Genomic DNA, 16,919 nt, shown 5'->3' on the forward strand with positions numbered 1-16,919 from the left:
GATGATGACCATGGAGGAGAAACGGGTGGTGGGGGTCAAGGGGGCCGCGCTGCGGGTCAGTTCGCCGGAGAAGGCACAGGCCGTCTTCGAACTGGCGGGAGTGTCGGTGACCATCGGCCGCGCCGTACCGGAGCGGGCACCCGATGTCGGACTCGGGCCCGATCCACAGCGCTGGGTCGGTCGGCTGCACTGCACGCTCGACTTCGCCGACGGCATGTGGTCGGTGACGGACAACGCGAGCGTCAACGGAACGCTGCTGAAGCACGGCGACACCATCGAACGGCTCCAGGCGCGCAAACGCATCCAGCACGGGGACACCCTGCTGATCCTCGGCGACATGGACCCCGAAGGGGAGCCGGTGTACTGGGAGTTGACCTTCCTGGACCCGCACACCACCCGCCCGGCGCCGTTCGGCTCCCCGTCCGACGTACTCCACACCGGACCGTGCCTGCGCTACGACTGGGTCGCCGCCCGGGCGTACCGCAACGAGGACGGTGAGGAGACCCTGATCACCGGACTGCGGCCGCAGGGACACCAGTTGCTGCGCTACATGGCGGGTCGCAGCACCAGCGGGGCGGCCGTCGCCTGTGAACACGCCGAGCTGATCACGGCGTTGTGGGGCGCGCACGAGGAATGGGCACCACACCGCTCGTACAGCAGGGCCGACATCGCGGGCGTCGTACGCGCCGTACGCCGCTGCGTCGAGGCGGACCCGTCGAATCCGAAGATCCTGGAGACGGTCACGGGGATCGGCTACCGGCTCAACGTGCTGGCGGGTGGGGGGAGTACGGGTGAACAGGGGGCGTCAGGGCTATGACACTGCTCGTCAGTGGTGACCGGGTCAGCGACACCCTCGTGATCGACCGTCCGCTGGGCGAGGGGGCGTTCGCCGAGGTCCACCGGGTGCGCCACGAATATCTCGGCTGGCAGGCGATGAAGCTGTTCAAGCGCGTCGCGTCCCTGGAGGAGACGCGCCGGATGCTGGACGAGGCGCGGTTGCTGTCGACTCTCGGGCACCCGAACATCGTCCGCCTCTTCGACGCGAACACCGTCCGCACGCCGGAAGGGCTGCGGGGCTTCTTCACGATGGAGTACGTCGCGGGCGGCAGCCTCGAACGGCTCGCCGCCGCACACAAGTCGATGGTGCCCAGGGATCTGGTCGCCGAGGTGATGACACAGATCGCGAGCGGTCTCGCCGTCGCCCACGACCAGGACCCGCCGATCGTGCACCGGGACGTGACCCTGGCCAACGTCCTGATCGGTTATGACGGAGCGGGCATGCGGGTGCGGGTCAGCGACTTCGGGCTGGCGAAGCGGGCCGACCCGTTCACGCATCTGGCCAGCGCCCAGGGGACGTACGCCTTCATGGCGCCCGAAGTGATGCGTAACCAGGGCTATTCGTGTGCCAGCGACGTGTGGTCGGTCGGTGTGATCGCGTATCTGCTGCTCACCAACCGCTTCCCGTTCCATCAGGGCGGCGAGGAGTTCTCGTCGTTCTCCTTCGGGCGGTTCAACCGGTCGCTGCTCCCGCCGAGCAGCTACAACGACGAGGTCGACGCGGACCTGGACCGCATCGTGCTGGCCACTCTCGAACTCGATCCGCAGAACAGGCCGGCCACGGCCCAGTTCCTCGCGGACGCGCTGCGCGAGCGCGCGGAGTCGATGGCCGGCGCGGCGGCCGGTGCCGCCGGCTCCGGTACGCCCGGCGCCTCGCACACGGCGGGCGAGCAGCCCAAGCCCGCCACCAGACGTCCCGTCAGGCCGCCCACGGAACGTGCGCGACGACTGGCCGAAGAAGCACTCGCACTGGCCCGCTCGCCGGGGGAACTCGACCGCGCCGCCGACCTCATGGAGGAGGCCGTCAACTTGTCGCCGTACCTGCGCGACCGGTATCTGTCCAAGCTCACGCTGTGGCGCCGGGGGGTGATGATGTGAGCGGGCGACTGTCCCGGCTGAGGGAGGACCTCCGGCAGCGTCGGCACCACCGCGCCTTCCGGATCGCACCGCTGCCGTGGGACGAACCGTCGCGCGAGGAGCTGGAGCGGCTGCTGGCATCGGTGGCGGCGTCGGTCGCGGCTGTTGATACGGCGGCTGGTACAGGGACTGGTACGGGGACTGATTCGGCAGCGGATTCGGCGGATTCGGCGGGAGGGCCGGGCGGCGACGGCGGGCCACAACTCCCGGGCGCCGATGATCCGTTGGACGCGAAGGCGCTCGCCGACGCCGCGACGAATCTGTGGCGCGCCCAGCGCAGGCTCACCCGGCAGGGCGAGGCGGCGTCCTCGCGCTCCCGGCAGACCGGGCGCTATCTGCGGTCGTGCCGCGAGGCGCTGGACGACGCCGGTCTGCTCGTACAGGAACACGAGGGCGACGCGTTCCACACCGGTCGATCGCTGGAGGCGCTGACCTTTCAGGAGGATCCGTCGCTGACGGCCGAGACGGTCCTGGAGACCATCAGGCCGACGATCTATCTGCACGGCCGTCGTATCCAGATGGGCCAGGTGATCGTCGGCTGCCCTCCGGCGCCGGCTTCCGTTTCCGCACCGGAGCCGGATCCCGCACCGGAGCCCGTTCCCGTACCGGAGCGGGAGCCCGTACCAGAGCCCGTACCGGGGCCCGTTCCCGTACCGGAGCCCGAGGACGCCGTCCCTGCTCCCGCTTCTGCCCGCGAAACACCGTCCAGCTCGGACCACGAGAGGACCGATCATGCGTGACACCGTCGACTTCGGTATCGACCTGGGTACCACCAACAGCGCCATCGCCCTCGTCGAGGGCGGCACCGTCTCCGTCATCAAGAACAACGACGGCTGGGACATCACGCCCTCGGCGGTGTGGATGCCCAAGGAGGGCAGGGTCCACGTCGGCCGTGCCGCGCGCGACCGCGTGGAGCACGATCCGGCGAACGCCACCGCCGAGTTCAAGCTGGAGATGGGCCTCGCCGACTCGCGGAAGACCTTCACCGCCGCCGGAGTCTCCCTCAGCCCGCCGCAGCTGTCGGCGGAGGTCCTGCGGTCGCTGCGCGCGGACGCCGCTCACCACTGCGGCACCCCGCCGGAGTCGGCGGTGATCACCGTCCCCGCGGCCTTCGCGCTGAACCAGAACAAGGCCACCATGGAGGCCGCCGAGCTGGCCGGGTTCACCTCCGCGTGCCCGCTGGTGCAGGAGCCGACGGCGGCGGCCTTCGCGTACGGCTTCCAGGACGCCACCGACCGCGCGTACTGGATGGTGTTCGACTTCGGCGGCGGCACCTTCGACGCCGCTCTCGTCAGCAAGCGCGACGGCGACCTTCGGGTGCTCAACCACGCGGGAGACCCCTACCTCGGCGGCAAGCTGATCGACTGGGCGGTGATCGAGCGGCTGCTGGTGCCCGCTGCCGCCGCCGAGCTGGGTCTGACGGACATGCGCAGGGACAACCCGCAGTGGCGCGCCAACTTCGCGAAGCTCAAGCGCGCGGCCGAGGACGCGAAGATCCATCTCTCCCGGCGCGACCAGGTCGACATGCTGATCGAACTCAACGACGCCGACGGCAACCCCCTCACCCTCGAACACACGCTGACCCGCGGTGAACTGGACGCGATCGCCGAGCCCTTCTACGTCCGGGCGATCAACCTCTGCCGAGACGCGCTCGCCGAGGCGGCCCTCGGCCCGGACGACATCGACCGTCTGCTGCTCGTCGGCGGCGTCACGCTCTCTCCCGGGCTCCGTGAACGGCTGGCCGACCCGCGTCACGGCCTGGGCATCGAACTCGACGTCAGCCTCGACCCCACGACGGTCGTCGCCCGTGGCGCCGCGATCTTCGCGAGCACGGTGCGGATCCCGCAGTCGAAGTCGGCGCCGGTACCGGCCGGGCAGTACGCCGTCGAGCTGTCGTACGAGCCGAGTGTCACCACGCTCCAGCCCACGGTCGGCGGACGCCTGCGCGGTGCCTCGGAGCCCGATTCGGCTTCGGCCTCGGAGGCGCGGGTGGACTGGGCCGGCTACACGGTGACCCTGAACAACCCCCATGGCCAGCCGCCGTTCCGCTCCGCCGCCATCTCGCCGAACGCGGAGGGTGTCTTCGTCACCGACGTGGCCGTCGACCCGCACACCACGTCGAAGTTCTTGGTCGAGCTGACCGATCCGTCGGGCGCGCGATGCGAACTCGCCTCCAACACCCTGTCGATCACCCACCGGGACCTGGAGTTCGGCGGCGTACGGCTCGCGCACTCGCTGGGCATCCAGCTCGCCGAGCAGGTCTTCGCGCCGATGCTGCGCAAGGGCGCCACTCTGCCGACCTCGGTGCGTGAGGTGTTCCGTACGTCGGCGGCACTGCACCGCTCCGACGCCGACGCGACGATCCGGATCCCGGTCATCCAGGGCGAACGCAGCCGGGCCGACCGCAACCGTGGCGTGGGCATGCTGGAGATCCGGCCGCGTGACATCCGGATCGATCTGCCGGCCGGCAGCGAGGTCGAGGTGACCGTCGAGGTCGACAGGTCCAGCATGGTGACGGTGATCGCCGATGTACCGCTGGTGCAGGCGCAGTTCGAGGCCGAGATCGACCTCGACAACATCCGGACCACGGATCCCGGGGAGCTGCGGAAGTCGCTGGACCAGGCGGAGGAGCGGCTGGGGGCGCTGCGCGGGTTCGTGGCCGACACGGGCTCGGCCGACGCCGAGCGGCGGCTGGCCAAGCTGGACGAGGAGCGCACTGTCAGCACCGCCCGTGACCAGGTCGACGCGTCGACGGTGGACGTCGGGGCCGCCGCCGCGGCGGAGGAGCGACTGCGCGATCTTGAGGCCGAGCTGGACGACATCGCGGACGCCGTGGGGCTGCCGGGTCTCGTACAGGACCTGCGGGCCGCGATCGCCGAGGCCGACGAGCTTGTGCGTCAGCACGGCGACGCGGCCGACCAGCAGGAGCTCGCCGCGATCCGGAGCCGGGCCGACGAGGCGATCAACGCACAGGACTCGGTCGCCGTCCGCGGGCTCATCGACCGGACGGGATCGCTGCTGTTCGAACTTGAGCGCCGCAGCCCCGACTGGGCGGTAAAGCTCTTCTACACGCTCCAGGAAATGCTCCGGTCGTCCGGACAGGCGGGGCCGCTCATCCAGGAGGGGCAGCGGGCCATCGCGGCGAACGACCGGCAGGGCCTGGACGCGGTGAACCAGCGGCTTTACCGGCTGCTGCCCAAGGGTGAGCAGGACAAGGTCGTCTGGCTGGGCAGGGCGTGAGCGGCGTGACGGATGCGACGGATGTGACGGACATGGCGGACGTGACTGATTCGGCGCGGGCACGGGCACTGAGCCTCCAACTGGCGGTGAATCGGGCCCACTCGGCGGCCCGTACGGGCGATCTCGATCTGGCGGCACGGCTGTTGGACGAGTTGGGCGGGCTGGACGGTGGCCCAGGCCCGGGATCCGACGGCGGTGCCGGTGCCGATCACGCGACGGTGCTGGCCGCCCTCAACCTGCGCGCCAAGGTGCATGCCCAGCGCGGCGAGCTGACCGAGGCGGACGCGTGCTGGTCCCGGGTGGAGGCCATCGCGCCCGACGACCCGGACGCGGCCGCCGGCCGCCGTACGCTCGCGAAGATCGCCGCCGGCCGGCGGCACGCCCGCCCGGTCGTCCACACCGGCCGGGTCGCTGTCATCGCCGCCGCACTGGCGGGAGTCGCGCTGATCGGCGGTGGCGGCTGGCTCCTCGCGAACGGTGACGACGGCGACGGGCAGTCGTCGGACTCGGTGGCCCAAGCGGACACCGGATCGGAGCGGCTGCGGGAGGAGTCGCGTCGGGCCGACGCACTCAAGGAGCGTCTGGCGGCTCTCGAAACGGGCGACACGGCCGCCGCGGCGCGCCGCGACAGCACGCTCGACGCGGTCGCGAAGCGCCTGGCGATGCCGGGTGTGGAAATCCGCCGGCATGCCGACGACGTCCAACTGGTATTCAGCACGGGGGTGTTCCCGTACGACTCCGTGATCAGCCCGCAGGGCGCGTCGGCGCTGACGGAGATCGGCCGCAGGCTCGCCGACCTGGAGTCCGACCCCGGGGCGGGGACAGGGGCGGGGGCGGGTAGCGGTACGGCGGTGGAGACCACGGTGGTGGGGCACTCGGTCGCCGTGCCCGGCGGCGCCCCGAGCGGCGGATCGGTCGTCGCGCTGAACCGGGCCAGGGTGGCGGCCCAGTATCTGACGCAGGACAGCGACCTGCGGCTGACGGACTTCCGGCTGGTCAGCGCGGACCAGCGGCGGGGCCCCTTCCCGGCGACGGAGGCGAACGCGCCTCGCAACCGTACGGTCACGCTGCTGATCACCCCGAAGGAGCCACCGCCCGCGTCCTGAGGACGCGCCCCCAGGGCCCGCCGACTACCGTGCCGCGAACTGCGTGAGGATGGCCTGCACTTCGTAGATGTCGACGCCCTTGGTGAAGGTCTTCTGGATCGGCACCGAGGCGCCCGAGAGCCAGATCTTCAGCTCGGCGTCGAGATCGAACGTGCCGGCCGTCTCCACGGCGAAGTGCGTGATGCTCCGGTACGGAATGGAGTGGTACTCGGTCTTCTTGCCGGTTATCCCCTGCTTGTCGACGAGGATCAGCCGCCGGTCGGTGAAGAGGATGCTGTCGCGGATCAACTGGTAGGCGGCGTGCACCTGTTCGCCCTGCCCCAGCAGCCGCGCGTAGTCCTGCTGGGCGGTGGCCGGATTGATGGTGTGTGCGTTGCCGAACAGCGCCATGAGATTCCCCCATTTATCCAAGTTGCACGATCTACGTACTGTACCGGCCACCGTTCGAAGCGGGCCGGGACGGAAGGACGAGGCCCCTCCTGCCCGCGAAGGGCGACCATGCGGCTCGTCAACGGCTCAGGCGTCGCGCAGTCTGAAGACCGCCGCCCCCGCCAGCAATCCCGCTCCCGCCCAGGCGGCCAGGACCGCGAGGCCCGACCAGGGGCTGATGGGCAGGCCCTCCAGGTTCTTGGTCGCCTGAACGGCCAGCCCCGCCGACGCGGGGGCCCACTCCCGTATCCGCTCCCGCCATTCCTCGTTGCCCACCAACTCGACCACGGCGGGCAGCGCGTAGAGCAGTCCGAGCACCGTGGTGATCGCTCCCGCCGTGTCCCGTACGAGTGCGGCCACGCCCAGCGCCAGCAGGGCTGTCAAGGCGAAGTAGAGAACGGTGCCCACGGCCGCGCGCAGGGTCGGCCCCTCCGCGAGGGAGAGCGGCGCGGCGCTGAAGCCGTTGCCGGGGAGGATGAGCCGGCCGGCGAGGAGAGAGCCGAGGACGGCGAGCGTCCCCGCGACCAGCGCGCCACCCGTGACGACGGCGGCCTTGGCGGCGAGGACACGGGCTCGGCCCGGCACCGCCGCCAGCGTGGCGTGGATGGTCCCGGTTCCGTACTCACTGCTCATCGACAGCACCCCGAAGGCACCCACCGCCGCCTGACCTAGCCAGACTCCGGTGAGGCTGAGCTTGACGGTGTCCTCATGGCACTCGTCCGGCGACGGACACTGGTCCGTCGACACCGTCCCGGTGGCCGCCGCTCCCAGTGCGACCGTCAGCACGACCACGGCGAGTAGCAGCCACCAAGTGCTCGGCACCGTGCGCAGTTTCGTCCACTCCGCGTGCAGCGCGCCTCTCATGCGTCCCTCCCGCGAAGTCGCCAGACGGCCAGTCCGAGGACCACGACCGCCCAGGCACAAAGCACCGAGAGCCCTGCCCACGGGCCTTGCGGATAGCAGCCGTTCTCCGGCAGGCAGACGGCGTCCACGTGCTCGTAGACCGGCAGGGTCCGCTGGACCGCGAAGCCGGCGAGCGGGGTCAGCTTCATCACCCAGTGCGCCGCGCCGATCGGGAGCCCGGAGAGCAGAACGACCGGCAGGACGAGGACCACCACGATCAAGGTGACAGCCGCGGCCGTGTTCCGCAGGAGCGCGCCCACGGCCAGGGACAGCACGGCGACTGCGGCCAGAAGCACCGCGGTGCCGACGACGGCGCGCAGCACGGGCCCGTTGGTGAGGGCCACTTCGGGATAGAAGAGGGGATTGGGCATTCGGTCGCGCAACTCCGGCTCGCTGAGCAGGAACGACAGCACGGCTGCGACAAGGCCGGCCACGAAGGCGGCTCCGGCCAGGACGACGGCCTTGGCGACGAGCACCCTTCCCCGGCGCGGGCTGGCCGTGAGCGTCGTGAGGATCATGCCGCGCCGGTACTCGGCGGTGATGAACAGCACGCTCAGCGCCACCAGTGGGATAAGCCCTATCTGGGCCCCGGTGAGGGACTGCTGGGTGATGTCGACCTCAGGTGTGTGGGGCGCGACATCGCTTGAGCCCCTCAGCGTCCAGGTGCCGGACTTCTCCGTCGAACTGTCCGGCGGTCCCTTGCGGCCTCCGCCGGCGGTCTCACCCACGTTGTCCTGGCGCCAGGTGCCCTCTCCGCCGTCCACCGAGACATGGTCGAAGGCCGCGGTGACCTGCGAGGGGCGCCCTCCGACCGAGGTGGAGCCGAACTGCCTCTGCACCGCGTTCTCTTCGGGCGTGGCCACGAAGAGTCCGGCCTGGGCGGTGTCCGGCAGTCCGGCGATCCGCGCCGTGCCGACCTTCGTCCACGTCGAGCCGTCAGCCGACTCGTACGCGGTGAACTCGTCGCCCGAGCGGGTCAGTCGCAGCCAGTGCGGCCGGTCTCGGGAGACGGTGCCACCGGCGGTGTCGTGGGTGAAGTTGGACTGGAGCCGGACGCCGTGCCCCGGCGTGATCATGGCCGCCGCGTAGGGCGACCCCTGCTCCGTACTCTCCTTGATCACCACGCCGGCCTTGGCCCACGGCTCCGCCGCCCGCCCCTCCCGGCCGGTGAGCGGGGACACCCGGGCGGTGATGCTGCCGTCACCGGTCAGGGCCTGGTGGACGAAGGGGAAGCCATCGAGGACGACGCCGCCGTCAGGGCCTCTCGGGGGCGGCGGCCGGTCTCCGGAGACGTCACTGCTGCCGCTGAAGGCCGAGAGCAGCGACACCAGCACCGTGATCACGACGGTGGCGAGGAGGGTGAAGCCCCAGCGGGGCACGGTGCGCAGCTTGGTCCACTCCGCGTGCAGCAGTTGCGGAAACCCGTCGCGCGCGGGCGGAAGTTCGGAGCGGTACGGGGTGACGGTGGGAGTGCTCATGAGCGGGTGCCCTCCCCCTCGTTGACCACGGCCGTGGCCGCCGTGGTGCCCGACTGCGGGTCCGGGTGCGCCTCGACCGAGCGGAACTCGGCCGCGTCACGCGTCAGTTCCATATATGCCTCCTCCAGCGTGGCCCGGTGGGCGCCGATCTCCGAGAACGGCACCCCGCCCGCGCTCAGCAGGGCGACGATCCGCTCCGTCGGCAGGCCTGTGACAGTGAGGGTTCGCGGCCCGTCCGCGGCGACCGTCGCCCCCTCGCGGGCCAGCAACGCCATCGCTTCAGTACGCGCCGACGTACGCAACGCGACCCGCTCGCCCGAAGCGGCGGCCAGCAGCTCGGCCACAGAGCTGTCGGCGATGAGCCGGCCCCGACCGACGACCACGAGATGATCGGCGGAGTCCTCCAGCTCGCTCATCAGATGACTGGAGACCAGCACCGCGCGGCCCTCGCGCGCCAGCCCGCGCAGAAAGCCACGGATCCACCGGATCCCTTCCGGATCGAGGCCGTTGACCGGCTCGTCCAGCACCAGCACCGGCGGATCGCCGAGGAGCGCGGCAGCTATACCGAGCCGCTGGCGCATACCCAGCGAGTAACTCCCCGCCCGGCGGCGGCCCGCCGACGCGAGACCGACCCGCTCCAGCAGCTCGTCGACGCGGGCGGCCGGGAATCCGTGCGAGTGCGCGAGCCACAGCAGATGGTCCCGGCCACGCCGGCTCGGGTGCACGGCCGCCGCGTCGAGCAGCGCCCCCACTTCGGTCAGGGGCCTGCGCAACGTCGCGTACCGCCGCCCGCCGATCAGGGCGCTGCCGGAATCGGGGGCGTCGAGGCCCAGGAGCATGCGCATGGTCGTGGACTTCCCCGCGCCGTTGGGCCCGACGAATCCGGTGACCTGCCCCGGCCGCACGGTGAATGACAGACCGTCGACCGCGACGGTCTGCCCGAACTGCTTTCGCAGCTCCTGAACTTCGATGGTTGCCTGCATGCTCGAAAGGCTAGGGAGCGGCGGTGCGCCGGGTCATCACGCGACAGAGCGCACTTCGGCACCCCTGGCACGGGGGATGACCCCCGCCGGTATCGCTCGTATGGGGGATGCCAAGAGCGCTGGTCAGGGGGACGCCAACGAGCCCCGGCGCCGGGACAATGGTGGACGTGAGCGAAGAAATCAAGCGCGTGGCGAATTGGATCGCCGGGTCGCCCGACCGCCAGGCGGGCACCGGGGCGGTGCTCGCGCTGCTCGCGTGCGGGGAGACCGCGCTGCGCGGGGGAAGTATCGACACCGATCTCTCGTTCGCGATGACGCTCGCCATCAGCACCACGACGCCGGCGGGGCTGTTGCGGATGCCGTTGGCCACCGCCGCCACCATCGGCCTCACGGCCGCGGGTGTGGTGTCGCTCGTGAACTTCCACGTCCTGACCGTCGCCGGGCTCGTCGCGCAGTTGATGGTCCTGCACTGGATGGCCACCCGCGGCTCGCGCCGCCTCGCGGTGCTGCTGGTGCTCCCCTATGTCCTGACAGCCCTCGCGGGCCCGCAGATCAACGGCATAAGGGTGTACGGGGTGGTGACGGCCGTGCTCGCGGCGGCGGCGGTCGCGAACGGGATCGGTCGTCGTGCGCGCGCCGAGGAAGTGGCGCGCGACGCCACCGAGAGAGCCATGGCGGACACGCTCCACGAACACGTGGCGCGCGGCGAACGGGCGCGCATCGCACGCGAATTGCACGACGTGGTCGCGCATCACATCTCGATGATCTCCGTGCAGGCGGAGACGGCCCGGCTGACCACACCCGGCATGTCCGAGGTTGGGGCCAAGCGGCTGCTGGACATAGGTGACACGGCCCGCGCCGCGCTGACGGAGATGCGGCGGCTGCTCGGCGTGCTCCGTGAGGACGCGGGCACCCCGCCCGTCACCCGAAGACCCCAGCCGGGGCTCACCCAGCTCAACGAGCTGCTGGACGAGGCGCGTGAGGCGACCGGCGCCGCCACGCGGCTGATCGTCAGCGGGCCGGTGGCGACGCTCGACCCGGGCGTCGAGCTCACCTCGTACCGCATAGTCCAGGAGGCCCTCACCAACGCCCGCCGGCATGCTCCGGGGGCGGCCGTCGATGTCGAACTGCACTACCACCCGGAGGTGCTTGAGGTGCGGATCAGGGACAACGGCCCGGGACCGGGGCCGGGAAAGGACGGCCGGTCCACGGGGCACGGGCTGTTGGGCATGCGCGAGCGCGTCGCCGCGGTCGGCGGCGAGCTGCGTGTGGGTCCGGCGCCCGGTGGCGGCTTCCTGGTGGTGGCCAGACTGCCTCTCGCGGCGCCGGAGGCCGTCCGATGAGTACGCGGATCGTCATCGTGGACGATCACGAGCTGGTGCGGGCGGGCTTCGCCGGACTGCTCGCCACACAGAGCGACTTCTCGGTGGCCGGCACCGCCTCCGACGGAGAAGAGGGGGTGCGGGTCTGCCGCGAGCAGCGTCCCGATGTCGTGCTCATGGACGTCAGGATGCCGGTCATGGACGGTATCGAGGCCACCGAACGGATCTGTGCCGCCGCGGGGGACGGCGCGGGTCCACGGATCATCATCCTGACCACCTTCGATCTGGACGAGCACGTCTACGACGCCCTGGGCGCGGGCGCCAGCGGCTTCCTGCTCAAGGACGTCGCCGCCGAGCGGCTGTTCGACGCGGTGCGGGTGGTCGCGGCGGGCGAGGCGCTGTTGGCGCCGACGATCACCCGCCGCCTCATCGGTGAGTTCGCCCGGCTGCGCCGTAAGCCGGCTGCGGCGCCTGTCGCACCGCTCACCGCGCTCACCCCGCGGGAGACGGAGGTGTTGCGGCTGATCGCCGAGGGCCTGTCCAACCCGGAGATCGCGGCTCGGCTGTTCGTCAGCGAGGAGACGGTCAAGTCGCACGTCAGCCGGGTGCTCAACAAGCTCGGCTTGCGCGATCGCACGCAGGCGGTGGTCGCTGCGTACGAATCGGGGCTGATCGTGCCGGGCGTCGGCGGACAGGAGGGGTGAGGGATGGCTGGAGGGGGAGAACCGGGGAGCCTAGAACGCGTCGTACCGCCGGAGCGGGGGCCGGAGCCGGTCAGGCGGGCTGGGACGTGCCGAATACCTCCGGCTCGGAGGCGTAGGGCAGGTCCTCCAGCGGGCGGTCGGTACAGAAACGCGCCATGAGGTCGGCGAAGTCGGCGATGCGTTCCACCGGGGCGAGGTGGTCCGTCTCCTCGATGGTCATGAACCGCGCCGTCGGCAGGCACGCGGCCATGGTGCGGCCCATGGCGGGTGTGGTCAGCGTGTCGTGCTCACCGGTGACGACCAGGCTGGGGACGGTGGGGGTCGGTTCGGGGCGGTACCACTCGTGGCGCATCAGCCGGGAGTTGTGCTCGGCGGACATGCGGAGCTGCTCGGGGTTCTGCGAGGCGATCTGCTGGTAGACGAGGCGGGCGACGGCGGCCTTCTTGCGTACGTGGCCGGTGCCGGCGGGCGACATGAAACGGTCGGCGAGTTCCCGGGCGATGGGCTCCGTCTCACCGCGTCGGATCATGCCGTCCCAACGCTCCATTGCCACCGCGTAGTCGGCCGGAATGACGGTGGTCATCCCGACGAGCATCATCCGTTCGAGGAGGTGAGGGTAGTGCTGGGCGAACCGTACGCCGATGGCTCCGCCGTAGCAGGCGGCCACCAGATTGATGCGGGGGATACGGAGTTCCTGGACGACGTGGCGTACGGCAGCGGCGAGGAAATCGACGCCGTACTTCGCGGGCAGGAAGTCGGCGGTTCCATAGCCGGGCAGGTCGACGGTGATCACGGAGCTGAGCGGGGTGAGCCATTTCTCGTGCCGCTGCCATGAATTGCGGTCCTGGGACGATCCGCCCAGGATCACGACGGGCTCGGTGTCGAGACGACCCTGGCCGGCGATTCGGCAGGTGTAGCGGAACCCGTCGAAGGTCAGATCGTGTTCGACGATTTCCGCCGGCCGCTCGGTGTTCTCGACTTCTCCGTCGATGGCCTGGGGCGGAAGCGTGAGGGCGCCGTCGGCGGTGGGGGTACATGAACCGGTGATCGCGTCGGTGGGCACAGGCACAGGGTGGCTCCAAGGACTGAGGTGGGGGTGTCGCCGTCCGGCAAGTGACCCTGCACGTCCCGCAGTGGCGGCACACCGGATCCGGACGCGAGCGAGCAGGAGCACTTCCGCTTCACTGCTCCTACCAACGACCAGAATTCGCAACGAAATCATCCGTCGACGAGTCTTGGGGAGAAAGTGGAACGGGATTCCCTCGTACGAGTTCCAAGAAATCGCGCATATCTGCGCCTTGCGGCCGGGTGCCCCACCGTTGGCCGGCCGTAGTGGGCGACAGTTCGACGGCGGAACGTGACAGCGAAAAGAAAGGGGCGGGTTGGCGGGTGACATGCGGCGTAGGTGGGAGCCGTTCACTTTCGTCGTCGACCTGACTGGTGTGCTGCGGCTGGCGCCGCGCCGGCCGGTCGCGCCGGGCGCGCGAGGGCGAGTTCGTATGCGTCTTCTGCGGTGGTGATCTGCCGGAGGTGTGGAACGTGGAGTAGCGGTTCCGCGTAGGTGGCCGGGCGCTGTCTGTTCTGTGCATGTCCATGCGTGATAGGCAGCGAACACCGGACGGCGGTGGCCTGCGATTCCGTCCCCGGACGGGCCGGTACGGCGACCGGTGTGCGACGACCGTGAGGAGTGGCCTCTCGTGTACGAACAAACGTGGGAGCGGCGATTGGCGTCCGCGCTGTCCGGCACCGATGCGGGGTGCGGGGCCGGGCAGGAGCCGACGCTGGTGCTGGTCGAGGGCGACGCCGGTATGGGAAAGAGCAGACTGGTGCACCGCCTGCTGGAGTCGCCGCAGGCGCGGGCAGTGGCGCGGCTGGTGGTGACGTTCCAGGCATCGGGCGGTCTGGTGGTCGCCGACCCGCTCGGCCCGGAGCCACGCGTCGGCAGTTCGGCGGTGCCCGGCAGACGGCTGAACGCCACGGGGATGGCGGGTCGGGACGGGCAGTCCGAACCGGCGACCGCGGCCGGGCCGAACACGGCGCGGGCGCAGGACGCGGCTCCGCTAGGGGTGCGTCTCACCGCGTACCAGGCACTTGAGGCGCTGCTCGCCTCCGCCCGGCCCGCTCTCCTCGTCGCCGAGGATCTCCACCACGCGGACGAGGACTGTCTGGCCCTGCTGCGCGGTCTGCTGAGGGAGCCGCCCGCGCCCTTCGCTGCGGTGCTGACCTATCGGCCCGAGCAACTGCCGAGACCGGGGCTGCCGTTGGGTGGCGCGGTGGATTATCCGGCGCGGCTCTCGGTCGTGCGGTGGCGGCTGGAGCCGTTGGACGAGTGGGGGGTGCGGTGTGTGGCGGGGGAGTTGCTGGGGGCGTGGCGATGTCCGCAGGAGTTCGTGGCGCGGTTGCGGCAGCGCTCGGGCGGGGTGCCGCAGGTCCTCGTGGACCTGTTGCGGATGCTGCGGGACGCGGCCGACGACCGGAACAGCCACCGCCACAGCCACAACCACAGCCACCGAGACGTCCAGGAGCGCGGTTTCACCGCCGGGGACGTGGACGAGGTCGGAGTCCCGGTCCGGCTGACGGAGTTGGTGCTGGAGAGGACGGCCGCGCTGCCGGAGCCGTACCGCCCGATCGTGTGGGCCGCCGCTGTGCTGGACGAGCCGGCGGGTGCCGAGGACCTGGCGGCGGTCGCGGGCCGGCACGGGGACGACGGCCGTACGGCGCTGATCGCGGCGCTTGCGGGGTCGGTCCTGCGGGAGACGAGCGAGGGGCGGTACGGATTCGCGGTACCGCTGGCGGCGACGGCGTTGTACGTGGAGTTGCCAGGACCGGTGCGGGAGCGGCTGCACCACCGAGCGGCGGCGATGCTCGCCGCGCGCGAGCCGGTGCCCTGGGCGCGTATCGCGCGCCACTGGCGCGGCGGCGGTCGTACGGAGGACTGGCTGCGGGCCGCGGAGCACCTCGGACGCGACGACGAGGCCGCCGTCGCGCTGCTGGAGGAGGCGCTGGACACCGGCGGCCTCCCGGCCGACAAGCGGGGGCGGTTGGCGCTGACGCTCGCCCGTGGCGCCGTACTCGGCCGCCGCTCCGAGGGGACGACCCGCATCCTGCGCGGGATCGTCGAGGACCCGGCGCTGCCCGCCGCGGACCGGGGCGAGATACGGCTCGAACTGGGCCTGCTGCTGCACCACCGCAAGAGATGTTTCGAGGAGGGGCGTACGGAACTGCGCCGGGCGGCGGCCGAGTTGGCGGAGGCCGAACGGCCCGCGCTCGCCGCACGGGCGATGGCGGCGCTGGCGAACCCGTTCTTCCCGGGGGCGTCCCTGGCCGAGAACGTGACCTGGCTGGAGCGCGCCGAGACGGCGGCCGAGGCGTCAGGGGACCGCGCCGCGCGCACGGCGGCCGCCGCCTGCCGGGCGACCGTCCTGATGAACACCGGCGACCTGGACGCCTGGCGGCTGGTGGCGCGGCTGCCCCGGGACAGCCCGGACCGGGCCGGCCGCCAACAGGTGGCGCGGGGGCTGTGCAACACGGCGAACGGCGCGGTGTATCTGGGCCACTACCGGCGTGCGGACGAACTGCTGACGGAGGGCATCGAACTGGCGGCGCGCAGCGGCGCGCCGTTCCTGGAACGGGTCGGACGCGGTACGGCCCTGTTCCGCGACTGGCTGACCGGCCGCTGGGAGGGCCTGGCGGAACGGTGTACGGGGCTGGTGGCGGAGGACGGCAGCGCGAGCGACGCCCGTGTCGTGCTGGCCCTGCTGGCGCTGGCGAAGGGTGACTGGGAGGCGGTGCGGGACTGGCTCCCGCGAAGCGACCGCGTCCAGGAGACGTACCAGGTCTACGAGACCTGCGAGGCCCCGGTGGCGGCCACGGCGGCCGGCGCCCACATCCGGCTTCTGCTCGTCCGGCAGAACGTCGACTCCGCAGCCGAAGCCGCCACGTCGGCCTGGGCGTGGCTGGCCGGGAAGGGTGTCTGGGTCTGGGGGGCCGAACTGGCCCCCTGGGTGGTCCTGGCCCATGCCGGCGCGGGGCAGCGGCAATCGGCGCAGCGCGTGGTGGCCGAGTTCGCGGCCGGGCTGACCGGGCGCGACGCCCCGTCGGCGACGGCGGCCCTGCACTGGTGCCGGGCCGTGCTGGCCGAGGCGGACGGCGAACTGGCGCAGGCGCGTGCGCACTTCCAGCAGGCGGGCACGGCGTACGCCGGGCTGCCGCACCCGTACGCCCGCGCGCTCATGGCCGAGGGCGCGGGCCGCTGTGCTCTCCTGCTCGGCGGCGACGAGGTGGACGCGGCGGTCGAGGACCTCACCCGCCGAGTGGCGGAGCTGACCGACCTCGGCGCGGTCTGGGACGCCGCACGTGTACGGGCGACGCTGCGCGCCTACCGTCCTGCCGCCGGGCGGCGGCCGCCGGGTCGGCCGGCGTACGCGGAGCGGATGTCCCCGCGCGAGGGGGAGGTCGCGGAACTGGCGGCGACCGGGCTCACCAACCGCGAGATCGCGGCCACGCTGTATCTGTCGCCGCGCACGGTGGAACAACACGTGGCGCGGGCGATGCGCAAGCTCGGTATCGCCAGCCGGCAGGGCTTGGCGAAGGAGGTGTCGCGTGCTCGCGCGGCGCACGGCGAAGGAGGGGTGGACGGCGCCTAGGGCCTGTCGTTCGGATCAGGCCGGATCAGGGAGCGGGGTCTGGCACGCACGCCCGCCGCGTTGTCGTCGGTCGCCAACGCTCCGCGTTGTCTCCCTCCTCCGCCTTGCGACCGCACGCACCAGACCCCGCTCCC

At 71.5% G+C, this 16,919-nt stretch carries 13 protein-coding genes; 8 read left to right on the plus strand and 5 right to left on the minus strand.

Annotated elements, in window-relative coordinates:
• Nucleotides 1-10: 10 nt before the first annotated feature.
• From ACFWHU_RS14900 to ACFWHU_RS14920, 5 genes are read left to right on the plus strand one after another with little or no spacing between them, the layout of a single operon-like run.
• Nucleotides 11-817, plus strand: a complete 807-nt coding sequence (locus tag ACFWHU_RS14900) for an FHA domain-containing protein (protein WP_385792165.1) — start codon at nucleotides 11-13, stop codon at nucleotides 815-817.
• On the plus strand, nucleotides 814-1,935 hold the full coding sequence (locus ACFWHU_RS14905) for a serine/threonine-protein kinase (protein WP_385792166.1): 1,122 nt from the start codon (nucleotides 814-816) through the stop codon (nucleotides 1,933-1,935). The genes ACFWHU_RS14900 and ACFWHU_RS14905 overlap by 4 nt, the downstream gene beginning before the upstream one ends.
• Nucleotides 1,932-2,714: a hypothetical protein gene (locus tag ACFWHU_RS14910; RefSeq protein WP_387225121.1), complete on the plus strand. Its 783-nt coding sequence runs from the start codon at nucleotides 1,932-1,934 to the stop codon at nucleotides 2,712-2,714. The genes ACFWHU_RS14905 and ACFWHU_RS14910 overlap by 4 nt, the downstream gene beginning before the upstream one ends.
• Nucleotides 2,707-5,214: an Hsp70 family protein gene (locus tag ACFWHU_RS14915; RefSeq protein ID WP_387225122.1), complete on the plus strand. Its 2,508-nt coding sequence runs from the start codon at nucleotides 2,707-2,709 to the stop codon at nucleotides 5,212-5,214. Before ACFWHU_RS14910 ends, ACFWHU_RS14915 begins: the two co-directional genes overlap by 8 nt.
• Nucleotides 5,215-5,246: 32 nt before the next feature.
• Nucleotides 5,247-6,320: a hypothetical protein gene (locus ACFWHU_RS14920; RefSeq protein WP_387225123.1), complete on the plus strand. Its 1,074-nt coding sequence runs from the start codon at nucleotides 5,247-5,249 to the stop codon at nucleotides 6,318-6,320.
• Nucleotides 6,321-6,344: 24 nt separating this feature from the next.
• Here ACFWHU_RS14920 and ACFWHU_RS14925 read toward each other — a convergent pair whose 3' ends face one another.
• The 4 genes from ACFWHU_RS14925 to ACFWHU_RS14940 form a co-directional block, all read right to left on the minus strand.
• Complete coding sequence (locus tag ACFWHU_RS14925) at nucleotides 6,345-6,710, minus strand: PH domain-containing protein (RefSeq protein WP_363244683.1); 366 nt, start codon at nucleotides 6,708-6,710, stop codon at nucleotides 6,345-6,347.
• A gap of 126 nt (nucleotides 6,711-6,836) precedes the next feature.
• Nucleotides 6,837-7,613 carry an ABC transporter permease gene (locus tag ACFWHU_RS14930; RefSeq protein WP_387225124.1) on the minus strand — a complete coding sequence of 259 codons (777 nt, stop codon included), beginning with the start codon at nucleotides 7,611-7,613 and terminating at the stop codon, nucleotides 6,837-6,839.
• Entirely contained in the window at nucleotides 7,610-9,130 is a 1,521-nt protein-coding gene (locus ACFWHU_RS14935) for an ABC transporter permease (RefSeq protein ID WP_387225125.1), read from the minus strand. Before ACFWHU_RS14935 ends, ACFWHU_RS14930 begins: the two co-directional genes overlap by 4 nt.
• Nucleotides 9,127-10,113 (minus strand): ABC transporter ATP-binding protein, encoded by a 987-nt coding sequence (locus ACFWHU_RS14940; protein WP_387225126.1) that lies wholly within the window; start codon nucleotides 10,111-10,113, stop codon nucleotides 9,127-9,129. Before ACFWHU_RS14940 ends, ACFWHU_RS14935 begins: the two co-directional genes overlap by 4 nt.
• Nucleotides 10,114-10,280: 167 nt before the next feature.
• Between ACFWHU_RS14940 and ACFWHU_RS14945 the strand changes: the two genes are divergently transcribed.
• Both ACFWHU_RS14945 and ACFWHU_RS14950 read left to right on the plus strand, forming a co-directional pair.
• Nucleotides 10,281-11,456: a sensor histidine kinase gene (locus ACFWHU_RS14945; protein WP_387225127.1), complete on the plus strand. Its 1,176-nt coding sequence runs from the start codon at nucleotides 10,281-10,283 to the stop codon at nucleotides 11,454-11,456.
• Nucleotides 11,453-12,139 carry a response regulator gene (locus tag ACFWHU_RS14950; RefSeq protein ID WP_387225128.1) on the plus strand — a complete coding sequence of 229 codons (687 nt, stop codon included), beginning with the start codon at nucleotides 11,453-11,455 and terminating at the stop codon, nucleotides 12,137-12,139. The genes ACFWHU_RS14945 and ACFWHU_RS14950 overlap by 4 nt, the downstream gene beginning before the upstream one ends.
• A 70-nt stretch (nucleotides 12,140-12,209) precedes the next feature.
• Here the strand turns inward: ACFWHU_RS14950 and ACFWHU_RS14955 are convergent, their stop codons facing one another.
• Nucleotides 12,210-13,202 carry an alpha/beta fold hydrolase gene (locus tag ACFWHU_RS14955; RefSeq protein ID WP_387225129.1) on the minus strand — a complete coding sequence of 331 codons (993 nt, stop codon included), beginning with the start codon at nucleotides 13,200-13,202 and terminating at the stop codon, nucleotides 12,210-12,212.
• A 634-nt stretch (nucleotides 13,203-13,836) separates the two neighbouring features.
• Between ACFWHU_RS14955 and ACFWHU_RS14960 the strand changes: the two genes are divergently transcribed.
• On the plus strand, nucleotides 13,837-16,785 hold the full coding sequence (locus ACFWHU_RS14960; RefSeq protein ID WP_387225130.1) for a LuxR C-terminal-related transcriptional regulator: 2,949 nt from the start codon (nucleotides 13,837-13,839) through the stop codon (nucleotides 16,783-16,785).
• Nucleotides 16,786-16,919 lie beyond the last annotated feature (134 nt).

Origin of the sequence: Streptomyces sp. NPDC060366 (genome assembly GCF_042725135.1) — a bacterium.
In the GTDB taxonomy this organism is placed as follows: domain Bacteria; phylum Actinomycetota; class Actinomycetes; order Streptomycetales; family Streptomycetaceae; genus Streptomyces.

Bases quoted from the DNA above. Each gene is read 5' to 3' on its own strand.
- ACFWHU_RS14935 (WP_387225125.1), bottom strand. From the start codon at position 9,130: ATGAGCACTCCCACCGTCACCCCGTACCGCTCCGAACTTCCGCCCGCG.
- ACFWHU_RS14915 (WP_387225122.1), top strand. From the start codon at position 2,707: ATGCGTGACACCGTCGACTTCGGTATCGACCTGGGTACCACCAACAGC.
- ACFWHU_RS14940 (WP_387225126.1), bottom strand. From the start codon at position 10,113: ATGCAGGCAACCATCGAAGTTCAGGAGCTGCGAAAGCAGTTCGGGCAG.
- ACFWHU_RS14950 (WP_387225128.1), top strand. From the start codon at position 11,453: ATGAGTACGCGGATCGTCATCGTGGACGATCACGAGCTGGTGCGGGCG.
- ACFWHU_RS14920 (WP_387225123.1), top strand. From the start codon at position 5,247: ATGGCGGACGTGACTGATTCGGCGCGGGCACGGGCACTGAGCCTCCAA.
- ACFWHU_RS14905 (WP_385792166.1), top strand. From the start codon at position 814: ATGACACTGCTCGTCAGTGGTGACCGGGTCAGCGACACCCTCGTGATC.
- ACFWHU_RS14925 (WP_363244683.1), bottom strand. From the start codon at position 6,710: ATGGCGCTGTTCGGCAACGCACACACCATCAATCCGGCCACCGCCCAG.
- ACFWHU_RS14900 (WP_385792165.1), top strand. From the start codon at position 11: ATGGAGGAGAAACGGGTGGTGGGGGTCAAGGGGGCCGCGCTGCGGGTC.
- ACFWHU_RS14930 (WP_387225124.1), bottom strand. From the start codon at position 7,613: ATGAGAGGCGCGCTGCACGCGGAGTGGACGAAACTGCGCACGGTGCCG.